The 15,268-nt window shown below is 65.6% G+C and carries 18 protein-coding genes; 2 read left to right on the forward strand and 16 right to left on the reverse strand.

What is annotated here, in order from left to right; genetic code table 11:
* Positions 1-186: 186 nt before the first annotated feature.
* The 14 genes from tilS to ruvC all read right to left on the reverse strand — a co-directional run bounded on the left by tilS (position 187) and on the right by ruvC (position 11,831).
* Complete coding sequence (gene tilS / locus ShzoTeo12_RS11770) at positions 187-1,467, reverse strand: tRNA lysidine(34) synthetase TilS (protein WP_318909827.1); 1,281 nt, start codon at positions 1,465-1,467, stop codon at positions 187-189.
* Between the two features lie 20 nt (positions 1,468-1,487).
* Positions 1,488-2,495, reverse strand: a complete 1,008-nt coding sequence (gene ybgF / locus ShzoTeo12_RS11775) for a tol-pal system protein YbgF (RefSeq protein WP_119256729.1) — start codon at positions 2,493-2,495, stop codon at positions 1,488-1,490.
* Between the two features lie 151 nt (positions 2,496-2,646).
* Positions 2,647-3,183, reverse strand: coding sequence for a peptidoglycan-associated lipoprotein Pal (gene pal / locus ShzoTeo12_RS11780; RefSeq protein WP_119256728.1), 537 nt, complete (start codon positions 3,181-3,183; stop codon positions 2,647-2,649).
* A gap of 309 nt (positions 3,184-3,492) precedes the next feature.
* On the reverse strand, positions 3,493-4,797 hold the full coding sequence (tolB, locus tag ShzoTeo12_RS11785; RefSeq protein ID WP_119256727.1) for a Tol-Pal system beta propeller repeat protein TolB: 1,305 nt from the start codon (positions 4,795-4,797) through the stop codon (positions 3,493-3,495).
* Positions 4,798-4,818: 21 nt separating this feature from the next.
* Entirely contained in the window at positions 4,819-5,931 is a 1,113-nt protein-coding gene (locus ShzoTeo12_RS11790; RefSeq protein ID WP_318909828.1) for a hypothetical protein, read from the reverse strand.
* A gap of 9 nt (positions 5,932-5,940) precedes the next feature.
* Positions 5,941-6,393 carry a protein TolR gene (tolR, locus tag ShzoTeo12_RS11795; protein ID WP_119256725.1) on the reverse strand — a complete coding sequence of 151 codons (453 nt, stop codon included), beginning with the start codon at positions 6,391-6,393 and terminating at the stop codon, positions 5,941-5,943.
* Positions 6,394-6,426: 33 nt separating this feature from the next.
* A complete protein-coding gene (gene tolQ / locus ShzoTeo12_RS11800) occupies positions 6,427-7,143 on the reverse strand; it encodes a protein TolQ (RefSeq protein WP_119256724.1) in 717 nt (238 codons plus the stop codon).
* A gap of 312 nt (positions 7,144-7,455) precedes the next feature.
* The gene (gene ybgC, locus ShzoTeo12_RS11805; RefSeq protein ID WP_318909829.1) at positions 7,456-7,926 is read right to left on the reverse strand and encodes a tol-pal system-associated acyl-CoA thioesterase; all 471 of its coding nucleotides are present in this window, start codon (positions 7,924-7,926) and stop codon (positions 7,456-7,458) included.
* A gap of 66 nt (positions 7,927-7,992) precedes the next feature.
* Positions 7,993-8,895 (reverse strand): metallophosphoesterase, encoded by a 903-nt coding sequence (locus tag ShzoTeo12_RS11810; RefSeq protein ID WP_318909830.1) that lies wholly within the window; start codon positions 8,893-8,895, stop codon positions 7,993-7,995.
* Positions 8,896-9,936: a Holliday junction branch migration DNA helicase RuvB gene (gene ruvB, locus ShzoTeo12_RS11815; protein ID WP_119256721.1), complete on the reverse strand. Its 1,041-nt coding sequence runs from the start codon at positions 9,934-9,936 to the stop codon at positions 8,896-8,898.
* Positions 9,937-9,976: 40 nt separating this feature from the next.
* On the reverse strand, positions 9,977-10,594 hold the full coding sequence (gene ruvA / locus ShzoTeo12_RS11820; protein WP_203316022.1) for a Holliday junction branch migration protein RuvA: 618 nt from the start codon (positions 10,592-10,594) through the stop codon (positions 9,977-9,979).
* 11 nt (positions 10,595-10,605) lie between these two features.
* The gene (locus tag ShzoTeo12_RS11825) at positions 10,606-11,022 is read right to left on the reverse strand and encodes a type II toxin-antitoxin system VapC family toxin (RefSeq protein WP_318909831.1); all 417 of its coding nucleotides are present in this window, start codon (positions 11,020-11,022) and stop codon (positions 10,606-10,608) included.
* Entirely contained in the window at positions 11,003-11,263 is a 261-nt protein-coding gene (locus ShzoTeo12_RS11830) for an AbrB/MazE/SpoVT family DNA-binding domain-containing protein (RefSeq protein WP_318909832.1), read from the reverse strand. Before ShzoTeo12_RS11830 ends, ShzoTeo12_RS11825 begins: the two co-directional genes overlap by 20 nt.
* Before the next feature lie 55 nt (positions 11,264-11,318).
* A complete protein-coding gene (ruvC, locus tag ShzoTeo12_RS11835) occupies positions 11,319-11,831 on the reverse strand; it encodes a crossover junction endodeoxyribonuclease RuvC (protein ID WP_318909833.1) in 513 nt (170 codons plus the stop codon).
* A gap of 160 nt (positions 11,832-11,991) precedes the next feature.
* On the opposite strand from ruvC, the gene ShzoTeo12_RS11840 reads away from it, so the two are divergent.
* Positions 11,992-12,993 (forward strand): LLM class flavin-dependent oxidoreductase, encoded by a 1,002-nt coding sequence (locus tag ShzoTeo12_RS11840; RefSeq protein ID WP_318909834.1) that lies wholly within the window; start codon positions 11,992-11,994, stop codon positions 12,991-12,993.
* A 185-nt stretch (positions 12,994-13,178) separates the two neighbouring features.
* On the opposite strand, the gene ShzoTeo12_RS11845 is transcribed toward ShzoTeo12_RS11840, so the two are convergent.
* Positions 13,179-13,925 (reverse strand): YebC/PmpR family DNA-binding transcriptional regulator, encoded by a 747-nt coding sequence (locus ShzoTeo12_RS11845; protein ID WP_119256715.1) that lies wholly within the window; start codon positions 13,923-13,925, stop codon positions 13,179-13,181.
* 168 nt (positions 13,926-14,093) lie between these two features.
* A complete protein-coding gene (locus tag ShzoTeo12_RS11850; RefSeq protein WP_318909835.1) occupies positions 14,094-14,588 on the reverse strand; it encodes a hypothetical protein in 495 nt (164 codons plus the stop codon).
* A 140-nt stretch (positions 14,589-14,728) separates the two neighbouring features.
* On the opposite strand from ShzoTeo12_RS11850, the gene ShzoTeo12_RS11855 reads away from it, so the two are divergent.
* Positions 14,729-15,265 (forward strand): pyridoxamine 5'-phosphate oxidase family protein, encoded by a 537-nt coding sequence (locus ShzoTeo12_RS11855; RefSeq protein WP_318909836.1) that lies wholly within the window; start codon positions 14,729-14,731, stop codon positions 15,263-15,265.
* The last annotated feature ends 3 nt before the right edge of the window (positions 15,266-15,268 follow it).

Here is a 15,268-nt window from a genome sequence, read left to right on the forward strand (position 1 = left end):
CAAGGGCTCCTGACCGCTTCTCTCCCGCCTAACATAGGGTCGCCTTGCGGCCTTGCCAAGGCAAAGCGCTCGGCCCCGGGGGCTTTTCTCAAACTATCGTCAACAGGCCGGCCCGAACGGCCCCTTGCGGACCATCCCGATGCCGGCGCTTGACGTCATGCTACCACAACGCTTCAGCCTGCGCCTTCATTCGTTCGGCGGAGACGCAAAAGGCGGGCAACCGGCAAGCTGCGCGAGCGCCTGCGCAGCCGGCAGGTCGAATCGGGGAAGGAATCGCGCATAGGGCGAGATCACCGGCACGACATCCACCGCGCCCGCATCCACCGGCGCACCGTCCTCGAATTTCAGGCAGGGCGCAGCATGGCGAGCCCTGAGAGCAGGGCCTTGAAGGCCTTCCACCGCCACCTGCCCGGCCGCCGAGACGATGATCGTGCGCCGCGTCCCGTTGGCGAGGCGAAACCGGCCGTCCCAAACGCCCGCCGCCCCGGCAGGCAGGACGAGAGGAGCGATCTCCCTGCACTCGCGGTAGAGATAGAGCCCGTCGCGGCGGCGGTCGAACACGACGCGCCCGGCCGTCATCCGCGACAGTGTGCCGCTGGCAAGGAAGGTCCGCAGCCGGCCGGCCGAGCGGGTTTCCAGCACATGCACCCGCCCGCCGGCGGTCGCCGCCAGCAGCAGCAGGCCCCGCCAGCCGGCAGGATCGGCGAGCGCCGTCTCGACCGCGGCCGGCGCAAGCACGAAAAGGCCCTGCTCCGCCCGCACATTGCCGAAAAGGAACCCTGCCGCGCGCTGCGCGAGCAAAAGCCGCTCGCCCGGCGTCGGCGGTACGGCCGCCGCATCGCCCCGTGTGCGGATGCGCACCCGCTCGAAACGGGGATTGGCATTGCTCGGGTCGTCGATCCAGCCTTCGCCCTTCTCGCGAAGAAACGAGCGGATCGCCTCCCGGTCGATGCCGAGGAAGGGACGCAGCAGCCAGACCGCACCGTCGAGAAGAACCGCATCCGCCATGCCGGAAAGCCCGATGCCGTCCGCCGCCCGCGCTGCGCGCATGGCGACGGTCTCGGCCTGGTCGTCGCGCGTATGGGCGGAAAGGATGGCATCCGCCTGCATTTCCACAGCCGCGTCGCAAAGAAGCTCGTAGCGTTTCGCGCGGGCGGCGGCCTGGAGGCCGGCCTGCGGCTTTGCGCCCTGCCAGCGCCGGATGACATGGGGAACGCCGTGGCGCACGCAAAGCGCTGCGACGGCAGCGGCCTCCCCGGCCGAGCCGGCGCGAAGGCCATGGTCGACGGAGCAGGCCGAAAGGGTAATGTGTGGATGGCGCCCGGTGGCGCAGAGCGTGGCGAGCGCCACGAGAAGCCCCGTCGAATCGCTGCCGCCGGAAACGGCGATCATCAGGCGGGCGGGGCGTTTGAAACTTGTCAGCAGGCGGCCGGCTGCCTCGATGGCGGGATTGTCCGCGCGGGCCACGACCTTGCCTCCGTCCGCAATCAGCAGGACAGGCGGCTCTGTTCGGAAGAAACCTTGTTCTTCACGGCCTTGGAGGCATTCGGGTAGCGCTTGTTCACTTCGCGCAGCGTCGCGCAGGCGGTTTCGCGGTTGTCGAGGGCGGCAAGCGACATGCCGAGCTTCAACAGCATTTCCGGCGCCTTCTTGGACTTGGAGAAGTTCTGGTGGGCGTTGAGGAAGGTCTTGGCGGCTTCGTTGAAATTGCCCTGCGAATACTGCGCCTCGCCCAGCCAGAAGTTCGCGTCGGCGGCCTTCTCGCTCTTCGGGAAGACATCGAGATAGTCGCGGAACTCGCGCTCGGCGACCTGGTAGTCGCCCGAAAGCACATGGCCATAGGCCGCCTGGTAGAGATCGTCGGGATTGTCGAGCGAGGCGGTGGAGGATTGCGAGGCCTGCGGCAGGCCGGTATCGGCGCCCGGCACCGTGTTGTCGCTGCCGATGGAGGCGCTCTGGTTGTTCAGGTCCGGATTGGTCTCGGCGCCGATCGGGTTGCCGTTCTCGTCGAACTTGATGGAACCGAGTTCCTGCGGCTGCGCGCCGCCGCCACCGCCGCCCTGCTGGCCGAGCGTGGCGGCCCCGGCGGTGTCATCCGCCGGTACCCGGTTCGAGGCGATCTGCTGGTCGGGCGTTCCGCCATTGACCGGCTTGTCGAGCGCGCCGCTCTTGCCGCCCGCCTTGCCCTTTCCGCTTTCCAGATCCTGGAAGCGATATTCGTTGTCTTCCTGCGCCTTGCGGATCTGTTCCTGCATCTGCAGGAGCTGGTAGCTCATTTCCTCGATGCGGCCGTTGAGGTTGCGGATCTCTTCCTCGAGCTGGCCGACCCGCGGGTCCATGGCCTGCGCGAGAACCACGTTTCCGTTGCCCGCTCCCTGGCTCTTGTGGGAAAGGAAGCCGTTCGCCAGAGTCGAAAGCGGCGATGCGCTGATCGGCCCGACCGTGCCTGCAACCGCTGCGAGACTGAGAACGCCTGCCGCGACAAGTTTCTTCATCTATCTTCGTCCTGTTGGTCCGATTGTGCGCCGAAGCGCTGCCGAAGAGTTTTCCAAATACTCTCAAAAAGCAACGGAGTTCGGCCAAAGTGTGTTGAAAAAAGAAAGGCGGCCGCAAGGCCGCCTTTTCCATGTGTTCCCGGAAGGGGAATTACATGCCCGCGCCGCCGAGAACGGTGACGGCACGACGGTTCTGCGACCAGCAGGAAATGTCGTCGCAGACGGCGACCGGACGTTCCTTGCCGTAGGAGATCGTCTTGATGCGGTTTGCCGGGATACCGCGCGAAGCGAGATACTGGCGGGTGGAAGCCGCGCGGCGTGCGCCGAGCGCCAGGTTGTATTCGCGCGTGCCGCGTTCGTCGGCATGGCCTTCGACCGTGATCGCGTAGTTCGGGTAGCGCTGCAGCCACTGGGCCTGGCGATCGAGCGTCGCGGCGGCGTCTGCGCGGATCGACGTGGAGTCGGTGTCGAAGAAGATGCGGTCGCCGACATTGACCGTGAAGTCCTGCTGCGAGCCGGGCGTGGCAGCGCCGCCGGCGCCGTTGAGGCCGAGGTCGCCGGCGCTGTTCGGCAGGTTCTTCTTGGAGGCGCAGCCCGCCAGGGCGAGCGTCATGACGAGCGCGATCATCACCGGGTTGCGGGCGATGGTCTGCATGCGGCCAGCGGCCGGAGTATGAATGCGGCTCATGAGCCGGTCTCCTTGCATCAGTTCTTGCGTCAAGTTCGTTGAAGCGTCAGGTTTCAATCAGGGTTGCCAGACTGTAACCCGGAGCGGTTAATCCGCCTTCAACGGTTATGGTTAACGATTGCTTGTAAGACCGTCCCCGGCCCCTCGCATTTCATCATGCCTTGCATGTCGGAGCGCGAAACCAGAGCACATGTCCGCGCGACATGCAGAAACGGAAGCGGGCCTGCCGCCTCTCGCCGTGTGGCCTGATTTACAGGACTTTGCGGCAAGAACGCGGCAGACCCGCCTCGAATTGTGATGCTCCGAAGACTATTCGAGCAGCGGCGACCAGGCCGGGTCGGAAGCGAAGCCCTTCGTCTGGATGAGCTGCTCGTTGTAGCCCGTCAGATCGATCGAGTAGATCTGCGGGCCGCCCGCGCCGGCCGACTGGCGGAAGAACATCAGCACGCGGCCGTTCGGCGCCCAGGTCGGGCCTTCATTGTGGAAGCCCGAGGTCAGGATGCGCTCGCCCGAACCGTCCGTCTTCATCACGCCGATGGAGAACTTGCCGCCCGACTGCTTGGTGAAGGCGATGAGGTCGCCGCGCGGGGACCAGACCGGCGTGGAATAGGAACCGTCGCCGAAGGAGATGCGGCGCTGGCCTGAGCCGTCGGCGCCCATCACGTAGAGCTGCGGCCGGCCGCCGCGGTCGCTTTCGAAGACGATCTGGCTACCGTCGGGCGAATAGGAGGGCGAGGTGTCGATCGCGGCGGTGGAAGTCAGCCGCGTCGTGGTGCGCGAGCGCAGGTCCATCGTGTAGATATTGGCGTTGCCTTCCTGCTGCAGGCTCATGATGACGCGCTGGCCATCCGGCGAGAAGCGCGGCGCAAAGGTCATGCCCGGGAAGTTGCCGACCACCTCGCGCTGCCCCGTCTCAAGCTGAAGCAGGTAGACGCGCGGCTGGTTGCCCTCGAAGGACATGTAGGTGATTTCCTGGCGGCTCGGCGAGAAGCGCGGCGTCAGGACCAGCTCGTTGGAATTCGTCAGCGCGCGGGCGTTGAAGCCGTCCTGGTCCATGATGGCGAGCTGGCGCTTGCGGGCCGTCTTCGGGCCGCTTTCGGCGACATAGACGATGCGGGTGTCGAAGTAGCCCTTCTCGCCCGTCAGGCGCTCATAGATCGCGTCGGCGATGATATGCGCCACGCGGCGCCAGTTTTCCGGCTGCGTGTAGAACTGCTGGCCGGTGAGCTGCTGGCCCGCGAAGGTGTCCCAGAGGCGGAACTCGGCGCGCAGGCGCCCGTCGCCCTCCTGCGTCACGCGGCCCGTGACGAGCGCCTGCGCGTTGATGACCTTCCAGTCGTCGAAGCGCGGCGGCTGGTCCGGATTGGAGATCTTCTCGATGAAGGCCTGCTTGTTGACCGGCGCGAAGAGGCCGGAGCGCTTGAGGTCGGCCGCGATGACGTCGGTGATGCGCTGGCCGAGGTCGCCGCCGGCGACGAAGTCCGTCACGGCGATCGGCAGCGGCTCGACATTGCCCTTGTTGATGTTGATTTCGACCTTCGCAAAGGCCTGCGGCAGAGAGACCGCAAGGCCGGTCAGCACGACCAGCAAACGAAGAAGATTGCGTCTGTACATCTATCTAGGCCTTCCTAGTTCCTACATCATTTCGCTCGGATCGAAGTTCACGACGACTTCGCTCCAGGCATCGTATTTTTCCGGGGGCAGCCCCTTGAAGGGCCGCGATTTCATGATGGCGCGGCGCGCGCCGCCGGCAAGCGCGCGGCGGGCAGCTTCCGAGCCGCCGGTCGCCACGACTTCCGGCTCGCCGATGATGTCGCCGTTCTGGTCGAGCTGCATCGTGACCTTGATGCGCACGTCGGCGGCATCCGAAAGGCCGGGGATGATCGACCAGTTGTTCTGGATCTGGCCGCGCAGCGCGTCCATCTCGCTCATCGAAAGCTTGGTGCCGGTCGTCGTCTTCTTGCCGCCGAGCGCCGCCTGTTCCTGCGAGCGCTTGGCGCCGCCGCCGGCCGCCTTTTCCTTGTTGAGAAGCGCGGCGATCTCGTCGGCGTTGAAGTCGCTGTCGTTCAGCGAGCTCGCCTTCTCCTGCTTCTTCTTCTCGTCCTTCTTGCGGTCGGGCGTCTTGGCCGTCTGGGCCTTCGCCGTCTCGGTCTTCTTCTCTTCCGGCTTCTTCTCCGGCTCGGCCTTGGCCGTCTCGACCTTCGGCTTCATCTCGGGCAGCGGCACCTTGTCCGGCAGCGCCTCGGCTTCCGGGTCCTCGGCGGGCTTGTCTTCAGCCGGCTTCGCCTCGGGCTTCGGGTCGGGCTTGACCTCCTGCTTGGCCTCGGGAAGGGCGGCGACCTCGGTCGAGGGCTCGCTCGCCTTTTCGACCGGCTTTGCCTCCTCGACGGGCTTGCTGTCCGGCGTCTGGACGACCTTCTCGGCCTTTTCCGGCGAGGCGGCGGTCTCGATGTCGCGCGGCTTTTCTTCCGGCGTCGGCAGGTTCTTCAGGTCGATCTCGTTGTCGCCGACATTTTCCGCGTTCTCGACCGACGTCTGCTTCTTGGTCGGAACGGGGGCGGCCTTTTCCTTCATTTCGGCTTTCTTGTCGCCCTGCTGAATTTGCGTCAGCTCCTCGATCGACACGATATCGACCGGCAGGGCTTCGACATCGGCGACGTCGAAGCTCTCGGGACTGCCGAGCGAAACCAGCGCCCAGGTGAGGACCACGGCGTGGATGACGGCGGATGTGGCAAGGCTGCCCTTCATGGCGTGCGATTACCTGTCCGGTTTCTGCTCGGTGACGAGGCCGATATTGGTGAAGCCGCCGGCCTGGATGCGCGACATGACGTCGGCCATGACGCCATAGGGCGCATTGCCGTCGCCGCGCACGAAGATACGCTCGGTATAGCCCGTGGTGGCCACGGCCTGGAGCTTGGCGGCGACCTCCTCGATCGGGATCGCGGTTTCCTGCAGGAAGACCTGGCCGTCGGCCTTGACCGAAACGGTGATCGGCTGCGTATCGGCGTTGAGGGCCTTGGCCTGCGTCTTCGGCAGGTCGAGCGGCACGCCGACGGTCATCAAGGGGGCTGCGACCATGAAGATGATGAGCAGCACGAGCATGACGTCGACCATCGGCGTCACGTTGATCTCACTCATCGGGGCCCTTTTACCGCCCCCGCGGCGGCGGCGGCCGCCGCCTGAATTCTTCGCTCCGACTGACATGCCCATGGCGTCGTCTCCGTCTGTCCTGAACGCCGCGTTTTACTGCGCCGCAGCGCGCGGCTGCAGCTTCTCGTCGATCTGGCGCGAGAGGATGGCCGAGAACTCGTCCGCAAAGCCCTCCATGCGCGCCGTCAGCTTGCCGGCGTCGGCGGAGAACTTGTTGTAGGCGATGACCGCGGGAATGGCGGCGACGAGGCCGATGGCGGTGGCGAGCAGCGCCTCGGCGATGCCCGGCGCGACGACCGCAAGGCTCGTCTGCTTGGAGCCGGCAATGGCCTGGAAGGAGGTCATGATGCCGACGACCGTGCCGAAGAGGCCGACGAAGGGCGCCGCCGAGCCGATGGTGGCGAGCGAGCCGAGCCGGGCTTCCAGCGTTTCGGATTCGCGCGACAGCGTCACGTCCATCGCCCGGTCGATACGCATCTGCAACCCTATGGGCGAGCGCGCCCCGCGTTCGAAGCTCTTCTTCCATTCCCGCATCGCCGCCACGAAGATGGCGCTCATGCCGGTGGTCTGCCGGTCGGAGAGCGTGCGATAGAGCTCCTCCAGCGACTGACCCGACCAGAAGACCTGCTCGAAGCTGTCGAGCTGCCGGCGCGCGCGGCCGTAGCTCACGGACTTGTCGACCACGATGGCCCAGGTCCAGACGGACGCGGCGAGAAGGCCGAGCATGACCAGCTTCACGATGAATCCGGCCTGGATGAAGAGACCCCACAGGGTCACGCTGCCAGCCGCTTCCAAACCCACTTGTTCCATAGACCTATGTCCCCGAATCCAAACACCCGGCACGGGCGCTTTGCGGCCCAACCGGGTAACATTCCGCCGTGGCGGGCCTCTGGGAGGATAAACCCGCTACGGCATTCGATAACGCGCGTCGCAGTCAGGGTTTTCGTCCCGCACCCGCTTCGCAGTCCGTCAAGAATGTCCGGTTGATGCCGCCGGCCGCCATGCCGGTCAAACGCTTACAACCTGCCTTCTTCACGGCAATTTTGGTTAAAGGATGACGTGCAGTGCACAAAATCCTCACCCGTCGAGTAAGACATCATTATGGTTAAGGGAGTGTTACCGCTAATGCGCGGCCGAAACTTCTTGCGTCTTGGCAAGAAAACGCGCCGCCAGCGCCTCCGGCAGCCGGCGCGGCCGGCCCGCCGCGTTGATGACCGCGATGATGACGCGCGCGGCGATCAGAAGCTGGTCGCCGCGGCGGATTTCCTGGTTGAGGATCATCTTCGCCCCGCCCGCCTTCTCGGTGGACGTCAGGATCGTCAGGATATCGTCCATTCGCGCCGGCGCCTTGAAGTCGATCTCCATGCGATGAACGACGAAGACGAGGCCCTCGCGGTCCTCCTCCAGAACGAGGCTGCCCTGCTCGACGCCGAGCAGACGCAGGTAATCCGTCCGCCCGCGCTCCATGAAATGCAGGTAGCGGGCATGGTAGACGACGCCGGAAAAATCCGTGTCCTCGTAATAGACGCGCTGCACGAGCCGGTGGCCTGCCTCGCTGAGTTCGCCAGAAAGAGGATGGGAAAGGTCTGTCATGATCGGTGTCCGGCAAGAATTTTCCGCCTCTCTCCCGCAAAGCGGCGGCAAATGCAAGGCCGGCGCTCAGCCGAGTTCGATCACCATGATCTCCGGCGGCGAGCCGAAGCGGACCGGCAGGCCGGAACAGCCAAGCCCGCCGGAAACGCACAGATGCCGGCCCTCCTCGACGATATGGCCGTAGACATAGCGGTTTCCGTAGCGCGACGGCACCACGGGCGCATAACCGAAAAGCCGGACCTGGCCGCCATGGGTATGGCCGCAGAGCGTCAGCGAAACGCGCGCGGGAACGCTCGGAAAGATGTCGGGCTCGTGGGCGATCAGAATGACGGGCGCGTCATCCGTCACCTGCGCGAGCGTGCCGGGCAGGTCGTCAAGCCCGGCGAACTGCGTGCGGTTCCATTTTCGCCCGGGATGGAGCGCCTGCTGGTCCTCGAGGCCTCCCAGCCAGAAAGCGCCGGATGCCGTTTCGATCCGCGCGGCGCGGTTGGCATAGACCGCGATACCGGCATCCCGCAAGGCGCGGTGGCTGAACGTCTCGCCGCCGCCCGCCGCCTGCGCCGCCCCGTCCTTCCACCAGTCGTGATTGCCGATGACGGCATGGACGCCATACGGCGCCTTCAGGATCGACAGCGCCCCGGCCCATGCGTGGGCCGGTACATGGTTCCAGACGGCGCGCATGTCGGAGACGTAATCGCCAAGGAGAACGATGATATCGCCGCCGAGCGCGTTCGCATGCTCGCAGATGGCGCGGATCCGCCCGACGCTCATCCAGGGATCGCAGGCATGGACATCGGCCAGCGCGACGATGCGCAGCTTCTGCCCCTCCGGCCAGCCGGGCGGCCGGATGCGATAGATCGTCGTGCCGAGCCGCAATACCGGCTCCACGCCGACGGCATAGGCGGAAGTGGCGAAACCCGCGGCAACCAAGCCTCCAAAGGCCTTCAGCAAACCGCGGCGGGTGATCACTCAGTCGTCCTCGGAAAAGAGCCTGAACTGTGACGCCTCGATATCCTTCGGCGGCGTGAGGCCCAGATGTTTCCAGGCATTTGCGGTTAAAACACGGCCACGTGGCGTGCGCTGGATGAAGCCCTGCTGGATCATGTAGGGCTCGATGATGTCCTCGATGGCGTCGCGTGGCTCGGAAAGCCCCGCCGCGATGGTCTCGATGCCGACCGGCCCGCCGCCGAAATTGTGGGCGATCATCGAGAGATAGCGCCGGTCGAGCTGGTCGAGGCCCATATTGTCGACGAGAAGCCGCGTCAGCGCCTCGTCGGCGATCTTCTGCGTCACCGCCTCCGCCCGCGCCACCTCGGCGAAGTCGCGCACGCGGCGCAGCAGCCGGCCGGCAATGCGCGGCGTGCCCCGGGCGCGCCGGGCGATCTCCCGCGCGCCGCCGTCCGTCATGCCGAGGCCCATCAGTCGCGCACCGCGGCGCACGATCGATTCCAGCTCCTCGACGGTATAGAAATTGAGCCGCACCGGAATGCCGAAACGGTCGCGCAGCGGCGTCGTCAGGAGACCGAGGCGCGTGGTGGCGGCGACGAGGGTGAATTTCGACAGGTCGATCTTCACCGAGCGCGCCGCCGGGCCTTCGCCGATGATGAGGTCGAGCTGGAAATCCTCCATGGCCGGATAGAGGATTTCCTCAACGGCCGGGTTGAGGCGGTGGATTTCGTCGATGAAGAGCACGTCGCGCTCTTCCAGATTGGTCAGCAGCGCCGCAAGGTCGCCGGCCTTCGCGATGACCGGGCCGGAGGTCGAGCGGAAATTGACGCCGAGCTCCTTGGCCATGATCTGCGCCAGCGTCGTCTTGCCGAGGCCGGGAGGGCCGACGAAGAGCACATGGTCGAGCGCCTCGCCGCGGTTCTTCGCCGCCTCGATGAAGATCTTGAGGTTGGCGCGCGCCTCCGCCTGGCCGGTGAAGTCGTCCAGCGTCTGCGGGCGCAGGGCCGTATCGATGTCCTCGCCGCGCTTGTCCGGCGAAAGCAGTCTGGTGTCGTCGCTCATCGAGCCCTAATCCCATTGTCCGCGGAGGAAGGCAACGGCATCACCGCGACAATTCCTTGAGGCCGAGGCGGATGAGCTTGGCGCTGTCCGCCCCCTCCCCGCCGTTCTTGAGCGCTGCCGCAACGGCATTGGCCGCCTGGTCGCGCGAATAGCCGAGATTGGTGAGCGCCGACACCGCATCGGCGACCGGCGCGGAGGCGACGCCCTCGCCGATCTCCTGCTTCAGCCCGATGGCGGCCGAGGCCTCGCCCGCAAAGGCCGGCGCCTTGTTGCGCAGTTCTGTGACGATGCGCACCGCCACCTTCGGCCCGACACCGGGCGCGCGCGACACTGCCGTCTTGTCCTGCAGCGCGATGGCATTGGCCAGCTCCCCCGGCGTCAGCGTGGACAGCACCGCCAGCGCCACCTTGGAGCCGACGCCCTGCACGCTCTGCAGCAGCCGGAACCACTCCCGCTCCAGCGCCGTCAGGAAGCCGAACAGACGGAACTGGTCCTCGCGCACATAGGTCTCGATGAACAGCACGGCCGCCTCCCCGGCCGAGCCGAGCCTGCCGAGCGTGCGCGCCGAGCAATGGGCGACATAGCCGACGCCGTGCACGTCGAGGACGACATGGTCCTCGCCGATCTCGTCGATGGTGCCTTTGAGTTTGCCGATCATGGATGGGTCCGTCAGGGATGGGTTTCGGGGGAGATGATGTCGAGCGCGGGGAAGTAGGTACGGTAGCGGGCGGCATCGCGGGTGAGGAGTCGGTGGGAACGCACGCAAGCATGCGCCCCGACAAGGAAGTCCGGCAGCGTACGTTCCCGCAGCCCACCCGCCCGGCGATAGGCATAGTGCGCCTTGCCGGCAGCGAATGCCGCTTCATAGGAAAAGGGTTCCCGCCGCATGCGAAGCCAACCGAAGGCGAGGTTCAGCTCCAGTTCGCTGAGCGGCGATGCCGCAAGCTCCGACCAGACAACGGAATGGAGAACCAACTCCCCCTCTTCCACGCACCGTTTCAGGGCGGCAAGTGACCAGACCCGTTCCGGACGATCCGGCCCGAGGATGTCGATCAGAACATTGGTATCAACGACGGTCGAGGTCATCACGCGGCCCCCGCAGCCATTCGAAATATTCGTCGGGCGTCATGCCGTCGAGATCCCAAGTTCCCCTGACGCTGGCCGCCCAGGCGTCGAAATCCTTGAAATCGCCTTTGCCGTCGCCGACCTTCACCAGCATCACGCCGTCGTTCGAGACAACGAAGTCCACCTCCGAACCGGGCTCGATGGCGAGCCGGTCGCGGATATCCTTCGGGATCGTCACCTGGCCTTTTTCCGTCACACGCATGGTAATACCTCTGCGGTATTACTTATCGTCACAACCGGAACAGGTCAAGAACAAATCAACCAGCGAGCTTGGCGAGGCGGCCGGAGAGGCCCTGGCGGTTGTGGGCGTGGCAGATGGCGATGGCGAGCGCGTCGGCCGCGTCGTTGCCCACGAAAGTGGCCTTCGGCATCAGCACTTTCAGCATCATGTGAATCTGCTGCTTCTCGCCGTGGCCGACGCCGATCACCGCCTTCTTGACGGCGTTCGGCGCATATTCGGCAACGCGCAGGCCCGCGCGGGCCGGCACCAGCATAGCGATGCCGCGCGCCTGGCCGAGCTTCAGGGTTGCCGTCGCGTCCTTGTTGACGAAGGTCTGCTCGACGGCAGCCTCGTCGGGCTGGTAGCTGTGCACGACCTCGGCAAGGCCGTCATGGAGCTGGCAGAGGCGCGAAGCGAGATCCATGTCGCCATCCGACGTCACGGTACCCGAGGCGACGAAGCGCAGCGAATTACCAAGCGTCTCGATAATGCCCCAGCCGGTGCGGCGAAGCCCCGGATCGATGCCGATGATGCGAATCGTGTCCTGCATTGTCCAACCCTAGTCCTGTCAGGCGGACCCTGCCAGCGAAATGTGAACAAAACAAAAACAAACCATCACTATACGAATTCCGGAAATTCCTTGCTTGGATTCGAGAAAACTGAACCTACATGGGGTAGCGATCAAAATCCCTTACAAAGAGGCCGCTCCCATGGTGCCCTTCTCCATCCTCGACCTGTCCCCGGTCATCGAAGGCGGCACCGTCGCCCAGTCGCTGGAAAATTCTCGCCGTCTGGCGCAGGAGTCCGAGGTGCACGGCTACAAGCGCTTCTGGCTCGCCGAGCACCACGGCATGCGCGGCATCGCCAGCGCCGCCACCTCCCTCGTCATCCAGCACGTCGCGGCGGGCACGGAGACGATCCGCGTCGGTTCCGGCGGCATCATGCTGCCGAACCATTCGCCGCTCGTCATCGCCGAGCAGTTCGGCACGCTCGCCGCGCTCTTCCCGGACCGCATCGACCTCGGCCTCGGCCGCGCCCCGGGCACGGACATGCGCACCGCGCAGGCGCTGCGCCGCAATCTCGACAGCGCCGCCAACAATTTCCCGCAGGACGTCATCGAACTGATGCAGCTCATGGGACCGCCGGCGCCGGACCAGAAGGTCGTCGCCGTGCCGGGCGCGGGCAGCAACGTGCCGGTCTGGCTGCTCGGCTCCAGCCATTATTCGGCGCATCTGGCCGGCATGCTCGGCCTGCCCTTCGCCTTCGCCTCGCATTTCGCGCCGGACATGCTGCTGACCGCGCTGGAAATCTACCGCGAGCGCTTCGAGCCGTCGCAATATCTCGACAAGCCCCATGTCATGGTGGGCGTGATGGGCGCGGCGGCCGATACGGATGCGGAGGCCGATTATCTCTTCACCTCCATGCAGCAATCCTTCGTGCGCCTTCGCCGCGGCACGCCCGGCGCCTTCCCGCCGCCGGTCGACAGCATGGACGGCTTCTGGAACGAGCAGGAGCGCATCATGGTGGAGCACACGCTGCAATATGCCGTCGTCGGCGGGCCGGAGAAGATCGAGCGCCGGATCGCCGACTTCCTCGCGCTCACCCGGGCGGACGAGCTGATCGCCTCCATGCCGGTCCACGACATGGAGGCGCGGGTGAAATCGCTGCGGTTGTTTGCAGGGGCGCAGAGGAAACTGGCCGAGGCAGAGTAAGGGATTGCCCCTCATCCCGCTGCCGCGACCTTCTCCCCGCAAGCGGGGAGAAGGAGTTTCGTTGTACCGGCGTCTTCCCATCTCGGCGACGGGTGGGACGGAAGCCATTCCCGTCTGCCGCCTTCGCCCCGCTTGCGGGGAGAAGGTCGCGGCAGCGGAATGAGGGGCCGTCGCAACTCCCCCGATCAGGCCGAAAGCTTGGCCAGAACCTCGTCGGAGACCTCGAAATTCGAATAGACGTTCTGCACGTCGTCGTCGTCTTCCAGCGTGTCGATGAGCTTCATCAGCGACTGCGCCTTTTCCTCGTCGACCGGCACGGTATTCTGCGCCTTCCAGATCGCCTTGACGGTCTCGGCCTCGCCGAGCGTGTCTTCCAGCGCCTTGGAAACGTCGCCGATATCCTCGAAGCCGCAGATGATCGAGTGGCCGTCCTCGTCCGTCGTCACGTCCTCGGCGCCGGCCTCGATGGCGGCGTCCATGACGGCGTCGGCGCTGCCGGCGGAAAGCTTGTAGGTGATCTCGCCCACGCGGTCGAAGGAGAAGGAGACCGAGCCGGTTTCGCCCAATGCGCCGCCGGCCTTGGAGAAGGTCGAGCGGACGGAGGAGGCGGTGCGGTTGCGGTTGTCGGTCAGCGCCTCGACGATGACGGCGACGCCGCCCGGGCCATAACCCTCGTAGCGGACTTCCTCGTAGTTCTCCGCATCGCCCCCGGAAGCCTTCTTGATGGCGCGCTCGATATTGTCCTTCGGCATGGACTGGGCCTTGGCGTTCTGGATCGCCAGGCGCAGGCGCGGGTTCATCGCCGGATCGGCCATGCCCGTCTTCGCCGCCACCGTGATTTCACGGGCGAGCTTGGAGAACATTTTCGACCGCACGGCGTCCTGCCGACCCTTGCGGTGCATGATATTCTTGAACTGTGAATGGCCAGCCATGGCACCCCTGTCTTGGTTTGGCGCCCTTTGTTTCGGTCGCCGGTCTTTGAGCGGGACAGGACGACCGCGGTGACGCGCCGGCTTGCTGCCCCGATTTTTGGAATGCCGCCTTATAATTTCATTGTCGCCGCGCGTCCAGCAGTCCGGCGAACAAAGCGAAGGAGGATTTCAGTCGGCCTTTAAGCGTGCGCGGCTGAGGAGGAAGGAATGGCCGTCCTCGCGCTCGCAGGTCAGCCCCGTGCGCTCCGAACGGCAGGTGAAGGGACCGCCGCGCCAGACCTCGCCATAGTCGAGGATCGTCTTCGCCCCGCAGCAGCCCTGGTCGCCGACATTGGAAAGCACCCTGCCCTTGCCGCTGCGGCCGAGAATGGCGCGCACATATTTCGGCTCGATCCGGTCGCAGGAAAGCTCCGGCCCGCCGTCCTCCGGCTGGTAAATATCCGTGCCGCCCTCGGGAATATAGACGCAGCCGATATTGCCCGAGGGCATGGAAAATTCCTGCGCGACCCCGAGGGCGCGCGCCGGCGCCTTCTCCACCGGCTGACTGGCCGCCCCGTGCGGCTGGCCGGATTCCGCTGCCGGCCCGCCCGGCATCGGCGCGCCGTCGGCAAGCGCGAGGGCGGAGGAAACGAGCAGGAGGGAAGCGGAAAGAAGAAGACGCATGAAGAAATCCCGGCCTCTGGAGCCGCGGAGAATAGGCAGCACCGGCCGCTTCGGCAAGCCGTGCCATCATGCGTCGCCGGAACCTTGTCCGCCGCCCCACGTTCCTCCGGGCGTCAACCCAACGAATGCGAGGAACAGCCATGTCCAACCTCACCCGGGCGCGCGAACACCCGAAGGAACAGCTTTTCGACGAGATCGACCGGATTCATGCCGGCATGCTCGGCATCGAGGGCAGCCACATGCACATGCAGCCGATGGCGCCGCAGCTCGACCGCCAGACCGCGACCATCTGGTTCTTCACCAAGACGGATGCGGAGATCGTCGAGGCGATCACGCCCGGCGCCCGCGCGCATTTCTGCGTGGTCGGCAAGGACCACGATTACCACGCCTGCGTCGCCGGCCGTATTTCCGTGCGCAAGGATCCCGCCAAGATCGACGAATACTGGAGTTCCGTCATCGAAGCCTGGTTCGACCACGGCAAGCACGACCCGCAGCTCACCATGCTGGCGCTGGAGATCGAGGACGCCGAGATCTGGGCCTCGACCGGCAGCAGGCTGAAATTCGGCTGGGAGATCGCCAAGGCGAACCTCAACCCGGACGACGAGCCGGATGTCGGCGTGAAGGCGCATGTGACCTTCAGCAGCGGCTCGGCAGATCACCTGCGTCACATGATCTGACGC

Origin of the sequence: Shinella zoogloeoides (assembly GCF_033705735.1) — a bacterium.
GTDB classification, from domain to species: domain Bacteria; phylum Pseudomonadota; class Alphaproteobacteria; order Rhizobiales; family Rhizobiaceae; genus Shinella; species Shinella zoogloeoides_A.